This window comes from Arthrobacter sp. D3-16 (genome assembly GCF_054408515.1).
The window spans coordinates 645,112-660,911 of the sequence record NZ_CP096437.1; the positions used below are offsets into that span (position 1 = coordinate 645,112).

The following is a 15,800-nucleotide window of genomic DNA, read 5'->3' on the forward strand; positions in this document are numbered from 1 at the left end:
GAGGCGTGCCATATGAGGGGGAAGTAAATCCGCAGGACCGGCGCGGGGCCTCTGGAGCCCGTCTGCTCCGGGATGCCGCTGCCCTCAAGCAGTTTTCCCGGCGGGGGTTCCTGGCGGGAGCGGGCCTGTCCGGCCTGCTGGCAGCGGACATGCTGGTTACCCGGCAGGTGCAGTCCGCCCGCCAGGTGAACCGGATCCTCCCTGTTGTCGACGACTTCGCTGACACGTACTACCCGGACGCCAGCTGGTTCCTTTTCCCCGGCTATAAAACCAGTTGGGAGGAGGGGCAGTGGATCCTGAACTCCCTCCGGGGCACGCTGAACAAACGGGCCAGGCTCGCTGCGGTGGGCTATTCCAACCTGGGCCTGGACATTGATGAGATTGTCATCGCCGTGATCGAACACGTCCGCGCCCAAAAGCTCACCAAGCTGTTCTTCTACGGGCACAGCTTCGGGGGAATGGTGGCCACCCAGGTCGCCGCCCGGCTCCTGGAGCTTCACGGAGTGGAGGTGGAATTCATCGTGCTTGACTCCAGCCCCTACAGCAAGCACGACGTCCTGGACCAGAGTTGGTTCGATGGAGTGGTGTTCCTGTACGAAAGGGGTTTCCGGTTTCCGTCCGCACTGCGCGGCGGCTACGAACTGGGGGAGCGCGTCATCCACAAAGACGAACGGACGTGGCGGCAGATCGTTGACCAGACACTCGAACAGCTCTCGCCCATCGCACCGTCCAGCCTGCTGGTCCAGTCCGAGTCAGCGTACATCTACCACTTCGACGGCACCCGGTTCGCGGACAAAATTGGCGGCGCCAAGATGGCCTACATCGGCAACCCGCGGGACCGCACTGTCCGGTACCAGACGGCCGTAGGAGCTTGGGCGGTGGCCTTCAAGAACAACATGGTTCCCAGTGAGCTTCAGACGGAAGGGGCCGTACCCGCGCACGCCAGCCCGGGCTGGAACCCGAACATCTACCGGCCCATCCTGGAGGAACTCCTGGACGAGAACTTCCCGCTGCCGCGGGGTGGATCCCGCGTGACGGTCTTCTAGGGCCGGTCCTAGATCTGGTTCTTCAGGTCCGCCACGGAGTTCAACACCTGGTTGGGCCGGAACGGGTACGAACCGATCTCTTCGCGCTGCGTGATGCCGCTGAGGACCAGGACGGTGTGCAGCCCCGCTTCCATGCCGGCGATGATGTCCGTATCCATCCGGTCCCCGATCATGGCGGTGGTTTCGGAGTGCGCGTCGATCTGGTTCATGGCCGAGCGGAACATCATCGGGTTGGGCTTGCCCACGATGTAGGGTTCCCGGTCAGTGGCTTTGGTGATGAGCGCGGCGATGGCGCCGGTGGCGGGCAACGGGCCGTCCTTCGAAGGCCCGGTAGCGTCAGGGTTCGTGGCGATGAAGCGCGCACCGGCCAGGATCAGGCGGATGGCGGTGGTGATGGCCTCAAAGGAATATGTGCGCGTCTCGCCGAGCACCACAAAGTCCGGGTCCTGGTCGGTGAGGATGAAGCCGGCCTCGTGCAGCGCCGTCGTCAATCCTGCCTCGCCGATGGTGTAAGCGCGGTTCCCCGATCCGGAACCCTCCACCTGGTTCTTGAGGAACTGGGCGGTGGCCAGGGCCGAAGTCCAAATGTTTTCCTCGGGAACCTCCAGCCCGGAGGCGCGCAGCCGCGCGGCAAGGTCGCGCGGCGTGTAAATCGAGTTGTTCGTGAGCACCAGGAAGCGCTTTGACGTGTCCACCCACCGCTGGATCAGCTCGGCGGCGCCGGGAACCGCCTGGTTTTCGTGGACCAGGACGCCGTCCATGTCGGTCAGCCAGCACTCGATGTCCTGCCCGCTGCGGTATACCGATGGTGACCCTTTAACCTTGTCCGCTTCTGCCATGCCTACCTCCGCCGGTGATGAAAGCCGAAAGGTCCAGTCTAGTGTTGAAGGGTGAACCAAACGCCCGGAATGACGTCCGAACCGCCTGCAGCATCTGGAGAGGCACACCCGGAGGCGCCGGGCGAAAAGCCGGAAGTCGGCGTCGGACCCTGGGAAGGCGAGCTGCCGGAAGGTGACCACTGGGACCCTGACCTCCTGGCGGACGGCGACCGCCGCAATGTGCTGGACAAGTACCGCTACTGGAAACATGACGCGATCGTGGCGGAGCTGGACTCACGGCGGCACAACTTCCACGTCGCCATCGAAAACTGGCAGCACGACCTCAACATCGGCACGGTGGTGCGCACCGCGAATGCTTTCCTCGCCAAGGAAGTGCACATCATCGGACGACGGCGGTGGAACCGCCGGGGCGCCATGGTCACCGACCGCTACCAGCACGTCCGCCACCACCCCACCGTGGAGGATTTTGTGGCCTGGGCGCAGGGGGAGGGCCTGGCGATCATCGGGATCGACATCTTCCCCGATTCGGTCCCGCTGGAAACCTATGAACTGCCCAAGGACTGCGTGCTGGTGTTTGGCCAGGAAGGTCCTGGGCTTACCCCTGAGGTGCATGAGGCCGCCCTCGCCACCTTGTCCATCGAGCAGTTCGGCTCCACCAGGTCCATCAACGCTGCCTCGGCGGCCGCCATCGCCATGCACGCCTGGGTACGCCGCCACGTGTTCAACCAGCACGTGTAACTTGGCAGGCGGGATGGGAGCCGGCGCGGACTTGCGAGGTAAGGGTGCGGGTGGGGCGTAACCCGGAACACTCTTTGCGCGGTAATGGCTAGGATGGTGCTAGCCGTAAGCGGTACTCCAGGGTTACCAGCCCACAGACGAACCTCAGCATAGGAGTCAGCATGCCCATTGCAACCCCAGAGATCTACTCCGAGATGATCGACCGCGCAAAGGCGGGCGGCTTCGCATTCCCGGCGGTGAACGTTACGTCCTCCCAGACGCTGAACGCGGCCCTGCGCGGCTTCGCCGAGGCTGAGTCCGACGGCATCGTCCAGGTCTCCACCGGCGGTGCGGCCTACTGGTCCGGCGCCTCCACCAAGGACATGGTTGCAGGCTCCCTGGGCTTCGCCGCCTTCGCCCGCGAAGTAGCGAAGAACTACAACGTCAACATCGCGCTGCACACGGACCACTGTCCCAAGGACAAGCTGGACGGTTTCGTCCTGCCGCTCCTGGCTGCTTCCGAGGCTGAGGTCAAGGCCGGCCGCAACCCGCTGTTCAACTCCCACATGTGGGACGGCTCCGCCGAGACCCTGCAGGAAAACCTGCGCATCGCCCGCGAACTGCTCGAGCGCACCGCGGCCGCCAAGATGATCCTTGAGGTCGAGATCGGCACCGTGGGCGGCGAAGAAGACGGCGTTGAGAACGAGATCAACGAGAAGCTCTACACCACCGTCGAGGATGCCCTGGCCACCATTGAGGCACTCGGTGCCGGCGAGAACGGCCGCTACATCACGGCATTGACCTTCGGCAACGTCCACGGCGTCTACAAGCCCGGCGGGGTCAAGCTCCGCCCGGAGATCCTCAAAGACATCCAGGCGCAGGTGGGCGCCAAGATCGGCAAGGACAGCCCGTTCGACCTGGTGTTCCACGGCGGTTCCGGCTCCTCCGACCAGGAAATCGCCGACGCCGTTTCCTACGGCACCATCAAGATGAACATCGACACCGACACCCAGTACGCCTACACCCGTCCGGTAGCCGACCACATGTTCCGCAACTACGACGGTGTCCTGAAGGTCGACGGCGAAGTGGGCAACAAGAAGACCTACGATCCCCGCGTCTGGGGTGCCTCTGCCGAAGCCGGCCTGGCAGCCCGCGTGGTGGAAGCCACCAAGCAGCTCGGCTCGGCCGGAAAGACCTTCTAAATGTCGGACGAGTTCCGCAAGAACCTGATGGGCCCGGAGCCCACCCTCCTGCCTGCCGAGACCGAGGTCTACCAGCAGCTGGAAGCCGGCCAGGAAGCCCTGGACCTGGTGGAAAAGCACCCCACATCCTCGTTGCTGTGGGCTGTCCTGGCTGAAGAGGCTTGGGCCGAGGGACGCACCATCGATTCCTACGCCTACTCACGCGTGGGCTACCACCGTGGACTGGACTCGCTGCGCCGCAACGGCTGGCGCGGCGTCGGCCCCATCCCGTGGGAGCATGAGCCCAACCGCGGCTTCCTGCGGGCGCTTTACTCGCTGGGGCGCGCTGCCGCGGCGATCGGCGAGGCTGAGGAACCGGAACGGATCGAGAAGTTCCTGAACGATTCGGACCCCACGGCAAAAGCAGCCATCGAGGGCTCCTAATATGTGGGCCCACGCCCGCAGGGTTCCCTGGCCGAGCTTGCGAGGCTAGGGGCGGGTGGGGAACGACGCCGGCCGGTCACCTTTTCGAAAAGGTGACCGGCCGTCGTCGTACTTCCCGGAGGCTTGGGGAGATTAGCTGGATTTCTGCAGTCCGGTGCGTGCCATGGCGTCAGCGTAGGCCACGCGCATGTCCTCGAGGTACTCCTCCTGGCGTGCAGGCGAGCCGGCGAAGGCGCGGCCGCTCAGGGAGCGCACCTTGTAGGTCTTCAGGCCGCGGCGCCAGAGCAGCGGCACCTCAGTCTTCAGCAGCAGGTTGGCCAGGCGGTTGGCTTCTGTGCCGTGGGCCACGATTACGGAGGCACGCGGAACGAGTGCCAGGAACTTCAGCAGCGGCTTCAGGCCCGCGGAAATCTGGTCCGGCGTGAACTTACCGTTGGCTTCCCCGGCGACGTGCCACGGGTGGACGTTCCACGGCATAACGAACTCCGGCCGCAGCCCCAGCTTCCACTGGATCCCCAGCATCCGCGTGGCGGCGTCGTGATCACCGGCAGTGATGAAACCGGACGGGTCAGCCTCGCCGATATTTGAGTACAGGCTGATGATGCGGCACTCGTCGACGTCGTGCATGGGGTCCACATAGGGCACAATGGTGCCGGGCTTCGTCCCCTGCAGGGAATCGCACAGTTCGTTGACGGCTGCAACGTTCGGTTCGTAGCGGCGGTTCAGAAGCTGATCATGGAAAGATTCGGGTGCCAGGGCTGTCATGTAGTGCTGGGTCTCCTGCGGGGATTGGTGTTGCTGCCACCGCGAAAATGGGCGCACGATGGCACAGCAGATCCGAAGTGGTTGAAATGGGGCGGACCGATTCCTGGTCGGCCTTTACCAGTTTAGCAAGCCCTGCGAAACGAAACGCCGGTCCCGCGCACCCGATCCAAGCGGCGCACGGAACCGGCGGATCCCGTTATACTTTTCTGCAGCTACCAGAGCCGTTTGGTGGCCCGGCGCGCGCCCTCGCCCAGGGCTTCCAGCTTGGCGAAAGCGATCTGCGGGTGGACCCTGCCGCCCAGGCCGCAGTCCGTAGAGGCGATGACGTTCTCGCGGCCCACGACGTCCGCGAACCGTACGATCCGGTCCGCCACCAGGTCAGGGTGCTCCACCACATTGGTGGCGTGCGAGACGATGCCCGGGATGATGACCTTGCCCTCGGGGAGCTTGGTGTCCTCCCAGACCCGCCACTCGTGCTCGTGGCGGACGTTGGCGGCCTCGAAGGAGTAGCCGCCGGCGTTGATCTGCAACATGGTGTCCACCAGGTCCGCAAGGGGAAGGTCGGTGGTGTGCGGGCCGTGCCAGGAGCCCCAGCAGAGGTGGAAGCGGACCTGCTCCTCGGGAAGGCCGCGGAGGGCGTAATTCAGGGCCTCCACGCGGATCCGGGTGAACTTGAGGTAGTCGGCCACGCTCGGCTCAGGGCTGATCTGGTCCCAGTTCTCAGCGATCGAGGGATCGTCTATCTGGAGGATCAGGCCGGCGTCGATAATGGCCTTGTACTCTTCGCGGAGCGCATCGGCGAAGGCATAGATGTATTCCTCCTCCGTGGCGTAGTACTCGTTGGTGATGCGTGAGGCGCTCCCGGGGGACAGCGCCGCAACAAACCCGTCCTTCAGTCCCGCAGCGGCCAGTCCTGCCTTCAGGTTTGCGATGTCGGACGCGACGGCGTCTTGGCCGGTGTAGACAAGAGGCCCGGTGACTTTGGGGAACGGCTTGGGGCCGCCGGTGAAGATGCCGCTGGTGGGATCGTTGTAGGCCTCGGCGAAGATGGCGCGGTCGCGCCGATGGATGAAGCCGGTCAGCTGGACGTTGCCCGGGGTGGATTCCTTCGGTTCAACCGCCCACTTGGCGTCGTTGTCCAGTTCCAGCCCGCCCATGCGGGCGAAGGAGTAGGACCACCAGGCGCCGTAGTCCACAGCAGCGGACATGGCGTGCCCGTATTCGCCGTCGTTGGGGATATGAATGCCCAGGCTTTGCTGGCGCTGGACCAGGTCCACCACGGAAGCGGTGAGCAGTTCGTTGTAGCCCTCGACGTCGGAAGGGTTCTCTTCGCGTGCGGCGTTGGCGGCAATGAGCTCAGGGGTACGGGGCAACGATCCGGCGTGGGTGACGCGGATGTGGTCGGTGTTCAGGGACATGCTGGAATTCCTTTCCATCGGTCCTGGCAGTAGCACCTTCGCAGGCAGGACGTACCTGCACTATGTGGGTTGCTGCGGCGTCATCGATCCAGGTCTCTCGGCCGCTCCGGATGGGTACTCTCACTTAAATGCACTGGTGCGCCCGGAAGCAAATCCGCTTTCGGAATGTGTCGGGCGGAAACTCCTGACGGTGCCGCCCGGAACAAGGGCAGGAGAGCCTGTCTTTCGGAACGTAATAACTGGCTGCAGGTTGCTGTCACGTCCATTGACAGGATTGGTCCAGGTTGGTTGGCTTTTGTCACAGCCTGCAATGGGGGACATCGCGGGCTGGCCGCACCTAATGCACTCGAAAGAGGGAACGCACTGTGAGAAAAACCTTGGCAACCTTCAGGACCCTGGCAGTTTCAGGAGCCCTGGCACTGGCAGCCGTGGCCGCGCCGGTACCTGCGATGGCCGTGGGCGAAGGCCCCAACTATGACGGCAATGGCCAGATCACCACATCGAAGCTTGCCACCTACGAGCAAATGGTTTCTTTCCTCAAGGACCAGGACGCCCGCCAGGGCGCCATGGAGCTGGAGGTCATCGGCCAGACCGTGAAGGGCCGGGACATCCACCTGGTCAAATACATGTCCGATCCGGCCAAGCCCACCATCCTTTACCTGACGCAGCAGCACGGCAACGAGCAGCTCACCACCGAGGGTGCCCTGGAATTCGTTAAGCACCTGGGCACCGGAAAGTCCGGGGACATTCTCGACGGCGCGAACATCCTCATCGTTCCCATGCTTAACGCAGACGGCGCCATGGGGGACGTCAACTTCCCCCTGGACGACTACCTGGCCAAAGGTGACCGCAACATGACGCGGTACAACGCCGAAGAGGTGGACCTCAACCGGGACCACGTAGCCAAGGTCCAGCCGGAAACGCAGGCGCTGCACAACAATGTGATGCGCAAGTACCGGATCGATTACATGATCGACCTGCACCACCAGGGCACACGCAGCGAACGCGACGGCAAGCTGGTTTCCGGATCCATCCTGTACCCCACCACACCGAACGCCGATCCTGCAGTCGTCGAGAAGTCCAAGCAGTTGGGTGCCGTTGTGTTCAACAACGTCGACTCCACCGGCTGGGGCCACCTCGGCAAATACGTCGGCGGCAGCGCCGAGACAATCAGCCGCAACGGGATCGCTGTGGAGTACGGGATCGCGACACTCCTGTTCGAGATGCGCGGCATGTCCGACCATTACCTGGACGGCTACGCCCTGGGCCTCAGGAGCAACGGATACTTGATCAAGCAGACGGTCACCACCCTCACGGCCACCGCCGCAGCAATCGCTGATGGATCAATCGCCGACGCCGACACCTCCTTCTGGGACAGCCTCGCCACCCAGACCTCCCGCCCCGACGGGGAAGCGGACGACGAGTAGCATCACCGCTGACAGTCCGCCGCGGTCCTTTGCCGAGCAGGAGAGTCCTTTACCCTGCAAGAAGGACCGCGGCGGCCCAACGAGTGGACAAAGTCCCCCATCGGCTAAACTTGGGTGGTAAGAGCCCCGGAACTCTTGCGTCGCTGTGCCGCCCGCGGACCAGCGAAGGCCGGTCCATTCGGGGCATTCTCATGAACGGCGCTGCACCAGGCGAGCCACCTCGTGGCACGGCACGGCCAGCCCGAACGAATGGGGGAGGATCCCATGCCAGCAATTGTGATCGTAGGAGCCCAGTGGGGCGACGAAGGAAAAGGCAAGGCGACCGACCTGCTGGGCGGCCGCGTTGACTACGTCGTCAAACCCAACGGCGGGAACAACGCCGGGCACACCGTCGTCGTGGGCGGTGAAAAATACGAACTCAAGCTGCTTCCGGCAGGCATCCTCAGCCCCAACGCGGTACCCATCATCGGCAACGGCTGCGTTGTGAACCTCGAGGCACTCTTCCAGGAGATCGAAGGCCTCCAGGCCCGCGGCGCCGATACCTCCAAGCTCCGCGTCTCAGCCAACGCACACCTTGTTGCTCCTTACCACCAGGTGCTGGACAAGGTGACGGAGCGGTTCCTCGGCAGCCGCGCCATCGGGACCACCGGACGCGGCATCGGCCCCGCCTACATGGATAAGGTGGCCCGCCTGGGCATCCGTGTCCAGGACGTGTTTGACGAGTCGATCCTCCGCCAGAAGGTGGAAGGTTCCCTGCGCCAGAAGAACGAGCTGCTGGTCAAGGTCTATAACCGCCGTGGCGTGCTCGTGGATGAGATCGTGGAGTACTTCCTGTCCTTCGCCGACCGGCTCCGCCCGCTGGTCATCGACAGCACCCTGGTCCTGAACACGGCCCTGGACGAGGGCAAGGTGGTCCTGATGGAAGGCGGCCAGGCAACGTTCCTGGACGTGGACCACGGAACCTACCCGTTCGTCACCTCCTCCAACCCCACAGCGGGCGGCGCATCCGTGGGTTCGGGCATTGGACCGACCCGCATCTCACGCTCCATCGGCATCATCAAGGCCTACACCACGCGCGTTGGCGCCGGCCCGTTCCCCACGGAGCTCTTTGACGAGATGGGCGTGTACCTTCAGAAGACCGGCGGCGAGTTCGGCGTGAACACCGGCCGGCCGCGCCGCTGCGGCTGGTACGACGCCGTCCTGGCCCGCCACGCCTCGCGCGTCAACGGCTTCACGGACTACTTCGTCACGAAGCTGGACGTGCTCACCGGGATCGAGCAAATTCCGGTGTGCGTGGCCTATGACGTTGACGGCGTACGCCACGACGAAATGCCCATGACGCAGACCGAGTTCCACCACGCAATCCCGATCTTCGAATACTTCGAGGGCTGGACAGAGGACATCACCGGTGCGCGGACGCTGGCGGACCTGCCGGAGAACGCACGCAACTACGTGCTGGCCCTGGAGAAACTGTCCGGGACGCGCTTCTCCGCCATCGGCGTTGGGCCGGACCGGGACCAGACCATCGTGGTGAACGACCTCATCAACGACTAACGCGCCAGGAAAATTACGACGGCGGCGGGCCACCTTGAAAAGGTGGCCCGCCGCTGCTGTTGGCTGGCCTTCGGCAATTTACACAGCGTTTACGGGGGAGGTCTTGTGAGACTGCGGACGCAGCCGGGACACTCGTCTGTACACCCGGTGGCCTGATCGCCGAGCGTTCCACCAGAGCCGCGGGAAAGGGACCGGCAATGCAACCGGACTGGCGGGGGCTACGACGCCGCCCGGCAGAAGCGCACGCCGGACGGGAACCGCAGGACGAAAGGATTTGTTATGGCCGGAAAGTTCGAAGCGTTCGTTGACCAGGACTCGTTTTTCAGGTTCCGGCTGCTGGCCCCGGACGGCTCAGTGATGGCTGTCTCCGGCCCCTTTGAGGACAAGGCTGCCCTCGTTTCCGGAATCGCCGCCGTCCGCGAGTGCGCGGGCACAGGACTGGTCACCGACCTTTGCCCCGCCGGTGCTACGGTTCGTGCGCCAGCAGCGGCACCTGTGGCATCGGCCCCCGCGGCCGCTGATTGTGAGGACCGGCGCAATCCCGCCGCGCACACATTCATCCTGGCAAAAGGACCGCGCCGGCAGGGAACCAAGCCCCGCTGGACCACGGCAGTTACGCGTTGAGCGTCCGGCCAAAAGTAGTTTTTTGAAAATTTTCCTGCAGGGCGTAACCCTTCGGACGCCGGCAGCGATTACCCCTATGTAGCGCCGGTCTGGAACTTGTCCCCCATCACGTTCCAGACCGGCTCTTTCACTTTCCGGCGGCAGGGGCAGCTGCCAAAACTGGCCGCAGTGCTTGCGTGGCTGGATCCGGGCAGTGGCTACTGAGGGGTAAAGTGATGCGGGGAAAAGGCGTTCCCTCTTGGATCAGGCCTCTTCCGCTCCGGAACCCCTCTTGACTGAAAGCACTACGTCCGTGACCGATGCACTCACAGACGGGACCCTGCGGGACCAAGCCGCCGGGGCCTCCGTCTTCAGCGTGGTCTACCGGACCTATGCATCACAAGTCCTGGGCTATCTCACCGCCCGGGGCGTCGAGGATCCGGAGGCGGCCATGCAGGAGGTGTTCCTCTCCGTCCTGCCACGGCTCGGCACCATCCATGGTGGTGCCGCAGGACTCCGTACTTTTATCTTCTCGGTCGCACACGCCCGGATGGTGGACGATCACCGGCGCCAAAGCCGCACCCCGGCCAAGTTGCCCTTCGAACCTGAGCTGGATCAGCGTGAAGATTCCTCCGCGGAGAAGGACGCCCTGGAACGTATTTCACCCCGCGAGGTCATGGGCCTCATGGACGGTTTGCCGGAGGACCAGCGCGAGGTCCTGGCCCTTCGCCTCGTTGCCGGACTCACCGTTGAGCAGACAGCGGCAGCCATGGACAAGACCGCCGGCGCGGTAAAGCAGCTTCAGCGGCGGGCACTGGGGAAACTCCGGGAACTTTCGGCCGTGAAGGAGTACCTGAGGCCATGACGCATGTGAATTACCTGCCCGACATGGTGGAGGACATGCTCCTGGACGCCGGATACGGCAAGGACCCCGAGCTTCGTGCCGCCCTTCTGGCACTGGGGTCGCTGGCGTCGCTGCCCGCACCGGCCCCGTCCGGACATCTTGCCGTACTACTGGCGGAAGCCACCACTAGTACGGAAAGCGAAACGGACGAACTGGCCGGGCGACGACGGCTCCGGACACACCGGCCGACCGTCGTGGGCCTTGCCCTCATAGCAGGCATGGGACTTGGCGTAGGCGGGGTAGCGGCCAGTTCCGCCGTCCCCGGTCAATCCGGAAGCCTCTCAATCCAGCACATGCTTGAAGACTGGACTCCCGCCTGGAGCCTTCCCGCGCCTGACGCCCCGGGCTCCATGGCGCTGCCGGATGGCCGGGACGGACCCTCCACGGGTGCAATGCTTCAGGGCGAACCGGAACCTGGCGCCACCGAAGAAAGCGTCACCCGCAGTGGCATCCCTGCGGCCACTCCCGCTGCGGCGGACCCGTCTGTCCCGCCCCGTAACCCGGACGTGCCGGCACCGGACACTTTCGGGCAGGGCACACAAGGAAACGGGGATGCTGAAAGGAGTGGCGGGCAGAATTCGGCCAACCACTTGGGGCAGGGCCGCGCAGCGGCTGCCCAGGAGGAAAACGGCGTGGCTGCCGGTGTGGTCCCGGAGCCGGCAGTTGGCCAGGGAACCGCTGGCGCCAAGAGCGAGGCAAACCACGTGGCTGGAGCGTCGCCAGGGGTACGGGCGGACTCCGTGCCGGAAGTCCTCAGGCAGGGTGTGGACACCGCAGGAGCTGCCGTACAGGCCGTGCCCGGTGCGAAATGGCTGCAGAAGTTCAGCCGGTAGCCGCCACGGGGAAGGACGTTGGGCGCCGGGCCCTCCCGGCCGCGTAGGCTAGGCGCATGGGGCACAAAAATGATCCTGCCGTTGTCGAACGCCTGATGCGGACCAAAGGGCGGTGGGCCATTGTGGGCCTCACCACCAATGAGTGGCGCGCCGCCTACGATACTTCCCTGTTTATCCGGGACCGGCTGGGGATGGAGATCATCCCCGTCAACCTTCCGGGCGAGCCCGTTCACGGGGAGGCCGGCTACCGGAGCCTTGGCGACATTCCCGCAGAGAAGCACCCCATCGACGTCGTGGACTGCTTTGTGAACTCGCAGAAAGTGGGGGACGTGGTGGACCAGGCGATCGCCGTGGGGGCGAAGGCGGTGTGGCTGCAGTTGGGGGTCATCGACGAGGCCGCGGCGGAGCGGGCCAAGGCAGCCGGGCTGGATGTAGTGATGGACACCTGCCCTGCCCAGCAGGCCTGGAAATACAACCTCTGACGGCTGCACCGGTTGTTCCTGCTGCAGCCGTCCGGGGCCGGCAGGCTCAGCGCTTCATCAGGTGGGGGTAATGCCGCTCGGTAACATCCGGGTGGGCGCGCATACGGCCCTTCAGCATATTGAGGCCAAACGAGGCCAGGAGCGGATTGGCGGGGTCGTCCGTAATGCCCCTCGCAGCCGCCTTCAACCCGGGTGGCAGGGGGACCGGCTTGATCACGGCATCCAGCCGGGGCGACCAGAAGAACGGGACGGAGTACCGGTCGACGCCTGGGGGTGGGGCCTGGACCCGGTGGATAGTGGCCGCCAGGTATCCCTCCGTTGCCACTTCCAGCATCTCGCCGAGGTTCACTACCAGGGCGCCCGGGATAGGCTCCACCGGCAGCCACTCCGTGACGCCGGGAGGCTGGACCTCCAGCCCGCCCACCTCGTCCTGCAGGAGGAGCGTGACGAACCCGTAGTCCGCATGGGAGCCGACTCCCTGGTTGCCTGCTGCCTCGACCACGCCGCCGACGTAGTGCACCAGTTTGCCCATCCAGGCAGGCGAATCGCGGAAGGGCTCGTCGAAGTAGTCCTCAGGCAGTTCCAGGGAAACCGCGATGGCACGAAGGAGCTCCATTCCAACCGTGGACATTAGCTCCGCCCACTCCATCGCCGCAGGCCTGAGCTCGGGGAAGGACTCGTCCGGCCACAGGTTCGGACCCTGGAGCAGCCAGTACGGCTGGTCGGCCGGATAGCCCCCGGCCGGCTCTCGCTCGGGAGAGTAGTCGATCTGTTCGCGGGCGTCCGCCCGCCCCTGGGTCACCTCGGTCCCCATCCGGGTGTAGCCGCGGAAGTGGGGCGAAAGGCGGTTGTCCAGCTTCATCCGTTCCTCCAGGGGAAGGCTGAAAAAGCGCCGGATGACGTCCAGAAGATGTTCGGCCTGCCCCGGGGCGGCACCGTAGCCGGTGATTTGGAAAAAACCGACGTTATGGGTGGCGTGCCGCAGCTGTTCAATGAATTCCGGACTGAAAGACCCGTAGGGCTGCCGCGCGGTGCTCAGGTCCAGGACAGGTATCCCCTGATCGTGTGACATCCTCGCAGACTAGCACCGTCAGTGCCCCGCTTTATAGGCTGACTTTATGGACCCCGACGCGCTCAGGAAAATCTGCCTTTCATTCCCGGGAGCCTTCGAGGATTACCCGTTCGGGCCCGAAACTGCCGTCTTCAAGGTCCGCTCAAGCGTTGCCGGCGGGGCCCGGCACGCGACCAAGCTGTTTGCCTTGTCCTCGATGGACGCCAGCGACTTCTACGTAAACCTCAAATGTGAGCCCACCCTGGCCGTTCAGCTCCGCGCAGCGCATCCCGAGATCAGCGGGGCGTGGCATATGAACAAAACGCACTGGAACGGCGTCCGCCTGGATGGGACCTTGCCGGACGAGATGGTCCGGGACATGGTGGAGGACTCCTACGACCTGGTGGTGGCAGGCCTGAGCAGGAAGCAGCAGGAGCAGCTCGGGTGGGCCCGCCTGGCAGGCACCGGGGGTGGGAACCCTTGAAGGCCAACGGCAAGGCAGGCGGCAGCCTCAACTACCCCTGCATCGGGTGCACCGAGCATGGTTTGGCACCGGCAGGCTACGCAACGGTGCTGAAGGAGGTCCACCTCGGCTGCGGCCTGGGCGTCTATCAGCGGGTTGCCGCCGGCATTCTGTCCTGGGAGTTGCAGCGGCGCGCAGGGCTCCGCGTCCGCACTGATTCGCCTCGTGCAGTGCCAGGGGCCCGGGTGGTGAGCGGCTTCGGCGCCGGGGGACTGCGCCTGGACGCGCCCTGTGAGGTGGTGTGGGTCCGTGAACCGCTGCCGGCGGGCATGCCCCAGTCTGCGGGGTTCGGGTACGGGGCGCTCCCCGGGCACCCGGCCCGGGGAGAAGAATCCTTTGAGGTGGAGATCAACGGGAACTCCGCGGTCCTGCTGCGAATCCGGGCTTTCAGTAAACCGGGCAACTGGTTTTACGCGGCCGGCGGACTAGTGACCCGCGCGGCGCAGCGCCACGTTACTTCCCGGTACATTGAAGGGGCACGCCAACTCGCCGCGGAAGGACAATCCCCGTGATCTTTATCGTCGTCAAATTCAAGGTCAAGCCTGAATGGTCGGAGCGCTGGCCCGATCTTGTGGCCGGCTTTACCCAGGCAACCAGGCAGGAGCCGGGAAACCTCTGGTTCGACTGGTCCCGCAGCCTGGAGGACCCGAACGAATACGTCCTGGTTGAGGCGTTCAAGGACGACGCCGCCGCAGAGCACGTCAACAGCGCGCACTTCAAGCAGGCCATGGCGGACATGCCCCAGGCCCTCGCCGAAACACCCCGCATCATCAGCCGCCAGCTCGACGGCGAAGGATGGGACCGGATGGGCGAACTCACCATCTAGCCCCGCAGCCGTATTTCGCTAGGCTGAAGCCATGTGGATCGGCTGGATCGAATTCGATATCCTCCTGGGCGACGTTCAGAGCCTTAAGGAGAAGCGCTCGGTTATCAGGCCGCTGCTGGCCGACATCAAGCGCAAGTATGACGTGTCCGTGGCTGAGGTGGGCTATCACGACCAGTACCGGCGCTCGCAAGTGGGCGCGGGCCTGGTGGCCGCTGACCGGGCGCACCTCGTGGAGGTGCTGGACGCCGTCGAACGCCATGTTGCCGGCCGGCCGGAGATCGAGCTGCTGAGCGCACGGCAGCGGGACCACCACAGCGAGGACTGACTCCTAGTTCCGCGGCCAGGCGGCCTGCCACGTGATGTCTGCCAGCGTTGCCTGGCCCTGGAGGCTCGGATGGAAGTAGTCCAGGGCACTCACGTCGCTTGCGCTGAATCCGTGGGCATACACTGCTCCGCCATCCGTACGGCAGCTTTCGTATCGGGCGCAGGCGTCAGCGAGGACCTCGTTGAACGCGAGCTCCCGCTGGACCACCTGCCGGCGCATGTCCTCCGTGTTCGAAGCAGCGAGCATGGACTGGCAGATCCGGGCAGCGGACCAGGCAGACTGCGCCGCCTGGTCATGTCGCAGGACACTCCACAAGTGGTAGATGTCAGGGATGCTGGTGACAAAAACCTGGGGCCGTGGCCGCATCTGGTCTAACGTGGCAAGTGCGCTGGTCACCGAAGCCCTGAAGTCTTCAACCGAAGTCATGGTGTCCAAGGACGGGGCGCAAAGATCGTTCGCGCCCATCAGGACGGTGACATACCCGGCGCCTTGTTCGGCTGCGGCTGCCGCCTGGCGAGGCAGGTCGGACGCCTTCGCCCCGCTCACGGCGTTGTTGACGTTTTTTCCCCTGATTCCGGGCGCCACCTGGAGCAGCCGTTCATAGTGGCTGGCCACCCCGTCGCTCGGGCCGTCACCGGTGGACCAGGACCGCGCCGGATCATCACCATGCACACAGCAGGCGCTGTAGGCCCGTGTGATGGAGTCGCCGAGGGCCGCCATGCTGCGGGGGTAGTCGGCATCCTGCGCTGATCGTGGTGTTGGTGCGGCGGCAACCAGGATCAGGAACGGCAGCAGCAGGAAGCTGAGGAACTTTGCCACCTTGGCCATAGTTCGATTAAAGCGGAAATCCGCGCCCCCTTCC

Annotated in this window: 19 protein-coding genes and 1 riboswitch; of the genes, 14 read left to right on the plus strand and 5 right to left on the minus strand. The window is 64.7% G+C overall.

Annotated elements, in window-relative coordinates; translation table 11 throughout:
* The first annotated feature begins 5 nt into the window (after window positions 1–5).
* Window positions 6–1,046, plus strand: coding sequence for an alpha/beta fold hydrolase (locus M1D32_RS03160; protein ID WP_458780909.1), 1,041 nt, complete (start codon window positions 6–8; stop codon window positions 1,044–1,046).
* Window positions 1,047–1,054: 8 nt separating this feature from the next.
* On the opposite strand, the gene M1D32_RS03165 is transcribed toward M1D32_RS03160, so the two are convergent.
* Window positions 1,055–1,885, minus strand: a complete 831-nt coding sequence (locus M1D32_RS03165) for an HAD-IIA family hydrolase (protein ID WP_458780910.1) — start codon at window positions 1,883–1,885, stop codon at window positions 1,055–1,057.
* Between the two features lie 69 nt (window positions 1,886–1,954).
* On the opposite strand from M1D32_RS03165, the gene M1D32_RS03170 reads away from it, so the two are divergent.
* The 3 genes from M1D32_RS03170 (at window position 1,955) to M1D32_RS03180 (ending at window position 4,227) form a co-directional block, all read left to right on the plus strand.
* Window positions 1,955–2,623, plus strand: coding sequence for a TrmH family RNA methyltransferase (locus M1D32_RS03170; protein WP_458780911.1), 669 nt, complete (start codon window positions 1,955–1,957; stop codon window positions 2,621–2,623).
* Window positions 2,624–2,784: 161 nt separating this feature from the next.
* Complete coding sequence (fbaA, locus tag M1D32_RS03175) at window positions 2,785–3,804, plus strand: class II fructose-bisphosphate aldolase (protein WP_163164703.1); 1,020 nt, start codon at window positions 2,785–2,787, stop codon at window positions 3,802–3,804.
* Window positions 3,805–4,227, plus strand: coding sequence for a DUF3151 domain-containing protein (locus M1D32_RS03180; RefSeq protein ID WP_163164702.1), 423 nt, complete (start codon window positions 3,805–3,807; stop codon window positions 4,225–4,227).
* A 132-nt stretch (window positions 4,228–4,359) separates the two neighbouring features.
* Here the strand turns inward: M1D32_RS03180 and M1D32_RS03185 are convergent, their stop codons facing one another.
* On the minus strand, window positions 4,360–4,992 hold the full coding sequence (locus tag M1D32_RS03185) for a uracil-DNA glycosylase family protein (protein WP_458780912.1): 633 nt from the start codon (window positions 4,990–4,992) through the stop codon (window positions 4,360–4,362).
* A gap of 212 nt (window positions 4,993–5,204) precedes the next feature.
* On the minus strand, window positions 5,205–6,410 hold the full coding sequence (locus M1D32_RS03190; RefSeq protein WP_458780913.1) for a cobalamin-independent methionine synthase II family protein: 1,206 nt from the start codon (window positions 6,408–6,410) through the stop codon (window positions 5,205–5,207).
* A gap of 11 nt (window positions 6,411–6,421) precedes the next feature.
* Window positions 6,422–6,527, minus strand: a riboswitch (SAM riboswitch).
* Between the two features lie 248 nt (window positions 6,528–6,775).
* Between M1D32_RS03190 and M1D32_RS03195 the strand changes: the two genes are divergently transcribed.
* The 6 genes from M1D32_RS03195 to M1D32_RS03220 all read left to right on the plus strand — a co-directional run bounded on the left by M1D32_RS03195 (window position 6,776) and on the right by M1D32_RS03220 (window position 12,213).
* Window positions 6,776–7,837: a M14 family zinc carboxypeptidase gene (locus tag M1D32_RS03195; protein WP_458780914.1), complete on the plus strand. Its 1,062-nt coding sequence runs from the start codon at window positions 6,776–6,778 to the stop codon at window positions 7,835–7,837.
* Between the two features lie 264 nt (window positions 7,838–8,101).
* On the plus strand, window positions 8,102–9,391 hold the full coding sequence (locus M1D32_RS03200) for an adenylosuccinate synthase (RefSeq protein ID WP_458780915.1): 1,290 nt from the start codon (window positions 8,102–8,104) through the stop codon (window positions 9,389–9,391).
* 279 nt (window positions 9,392–9,670) lie between these two features.
* Window positions 9,671–10,015 carry a YegP family protein gene (locus M1D32_RS03205; protein ID WP_458780916.1) on the plus strand — a complete coding sequence of 115 codons (345 nt, stop codon included), beginning with the start codon at window positions 9,671–9,673 and terminating at the stop codon, window positions 10,013–10,015.
* 292 nt (window positions 10,016–10,307) lie between these two features.
* Window positions 10,308–10,859, plus strand: coding sequence for an RNA polymerase sigma factor (locus tag M1D32_RS03210; protein WP_458782089.1), 552 nt, complete (start codon window positions 10,308–10,310; stop codon window positions 10,857–10,859).
* The gene (locus M1D32_RS03215; RefSeq protein WP_458780917.1) at window positions 10,856–11,731 is read left to right on the plus strand and encodes a hypothetical protein; all 876 of its coding nucleotides are present in this window, start codon (window positions 10,856–10,858) and stop codon (window positions 11,729–11,731) included. Before M1D32_RS03210 ends, M1D32_RS03215 begins: the two co-directional genes overlap by 4 nt.
* A gap of 56 nt (window positions 11,732–11,787) precedes the next feature.
* The gene (locus M1D32_RS03220; RefSeq protein ID WP_458780918.1) at window positions 11,788–12,213 is read left to right on the plus strand and encodes a CoA-binding protein; all 426 of its coding nucleotides are present in this window, start codon (window positions 11,788–11,790) and stop codon (window positions 12,211–12,213) included.
* Window positions 12,214–12,259: 46 nt separating this feature from the next.
* Here the strand turns inward: M1D32_RS03220 and M1D32_RS03225 are convergent, their stop codons facing one another.
* Complete coding sequence (locus M1D32_RS03225) at window positions 12,260–13,285, minus strand: isopenicillin N synthase family dioxygenase (RefSeq protein WP_458780919.1); 1,026 nt, start codon at window positions 13,283–13,285, stop codon at window positions 12,260–12,262.
* Between the two features lie 46 nt (window positions 13,286–13,331).
* Between M1D32_RS03225 and M1D32_RS03230 the strand changes: the two genes are divergently transcribed.
* The 4 genes from M1D32_RS03230 to M1D32_RS03245 are packed head-to-tail and all read left to right on the plus strand — an operon-like array spanning window position 13,332 to window position 14,938.
* Window positions 13,332–13,748 carry an MmcQ/YjbR family DNA-binding protein gene (locus M1D32_RS03230; protein ID WP_458780920.1) on the plus strand — a complete coding sequence of 139 codons (417 nt, stop codon included), beginning with the start codon at window positions 13,332–13,334 and terminating at the stop codon, window positions 13,746–13,748.
* The gene (locus M1D32_RS03235) at window positions 13,745–14,299 is read left to right on the plus strand and encodes a DUF1990 family protein (RefSeq protein WP_458780921.1); all 555 of its coding nucleotides are present in this window, start codon (window positions 13,745–13,747) and stop codon (window positions 14,297–14,299) included. Before M1D32_RS03230 ends, M1D32_RS03235 begins: the two co-directional genes overlap by 4 nt.
* Window positions 14,296–14,613: a putative quinol monooxygenase gene (locus M1D32_RS03240; protein ID WP_458780922.1), complete on the plus strand. Its 318-nt coding sequence runs from the start codon at window positions 14,296–14,298 to the stop codon at window positions 14,611–14,613. The genes M1D32_RS03235 and M1D32_RS03240 overlap by 4 nt, the downstream gene beginning before the upstream one ends.
* A 31-nt stretch (window positions 14,614–14,644) precedes the next feature.
* Window positions 14,645–14,938, plus strand: a complete 294-nt coding sequence (locus M1D32_RS03245) for a DUF503 domain-containing protein (RefSeq protein ID WP_458780923.1) — start codon at window positions 14,645–14,647, stop codon at window positions 14,936–14,938.
* 3 nt (window positions 14,939–14,941) lie between these two features.
* Here M1D32_RS03245 and M1D32_RS03250 read toward each other — a convergent pair whose 3' ends face one another.
* Window positions 14,942–15,766, minus strand: a complete 825-nt coding sequence (locus M1D32_RS03250) for a GDSL-type esterase/lipase family protein (protein ID WP_458780924.1) — start codon at window positions 15,764–15,766, stop codon at window positions 14,942–14,944.
* Window positions 15,767–15,800 lie beyond the last annotated feature (34 nt).

Excerpts from the sequence above, each read along its gene's own strand:
- M1D32_RS03230 (WP_458780920.1), top strand. The coding sequence starts at position 13,332 with ATGGACCCCGACGCGCTCAGGAAAATCTGCCTTTCATTCCCGGGAGCC.
- M1D32_RS03165 (WP_458780910.1), bottom strand. The coding sequence starts at position 1,885 with ATGGCAGAAGCGGACAAGGTTAAAGGGTCACCATCGGTATACCGCAGC.
- M1D32_RS03180 (WP_163164702.1), top strand. The coding sequence starts at position 3,805 with ATGTCGGACGAGTTCCGCAAGAACCTGATGGGCCCGGAGCCCACCCTC.
- M1D32_RS03250 (WP_458780924.1), bottom strand. The coding sequence starts at position 15,766 with ATGGCCAAGGTGGCAAAGTTCCTCAGCTTCCTGCTGCTGCCGTTCCTG.
- M1D32_RS03225 (WP_458780919.1), bottom strand. The coding sequence starts at position 13,285 with ATGTCACACGATCAGGGGATACCTGTCCTGGACCTGAGCACCGCGCGG.
- fbaA (WP_163164703.1), top strand. The coding sequence starts at position 2,785 with ATGCCCATTGCAACCCCAGAGATCTACTCCGAGATGATCGACCGCGCA.
- M1D32_RS03220 (WP_458780918.1), top strand. The coding sequence starts at position 11,788 with ATGGGGCACAAAAATGATCCTGCCGTTGTCGAACGCCTGATGCGGACC.
- M1D32_RS03200 (WP_458780915.1), top strand. The coding sequence starts at position 8,102 with ATGCCAGCAATTGTGATCGTAGGAGCCCAGTGGGGCGACGAAGGAAAA.
- M1D32_RS03205 (WP_458780916.1), top strand. The coding sequence starts at position 9,671 with ATGGCCGGAAAGTTCGAAGCGTTCGTTGACCAGGACTCGTTTTTCAGG.
- M1D32_RS03170 (WP_458780911.1), top strand. The coding sequence starts at position 1,955 with ATGACGTCCGAACCGCCTGCAGCATCTGGAGAGGCACACCCGGAGGCG.
- M1D32_RS03245 (WP_458780923.1), top strand. The coding sequence starts at position 14,645 with ATGTGGATCGGCTGGATCGAATTCGATATCCTCCTGGGCGACGTTCAG.
- M1D32_RS03190 (WP_458780913.1), bottom strand. The coding sequence starts at position 6,410 with ATGTCCCTGAACACCGACCACATCCGCGTCACCCACGCCGGATCGTTG.
- M1D32_RS03215 (WP_458780917.1), top strand. The coding sequence starts at position 10,856 with ATGACGCATGTGAATTACCTGCCCGACATGGTGGAGGACATGCTCCTG.
- M1D32_RS03185 (WP_458780912.1), bottom strand. The coding sequence starts at position 4,992 with ATGACAGCCCTGGCACCCGAATCTTTCCATGATCAGCTTCTGAACCGC.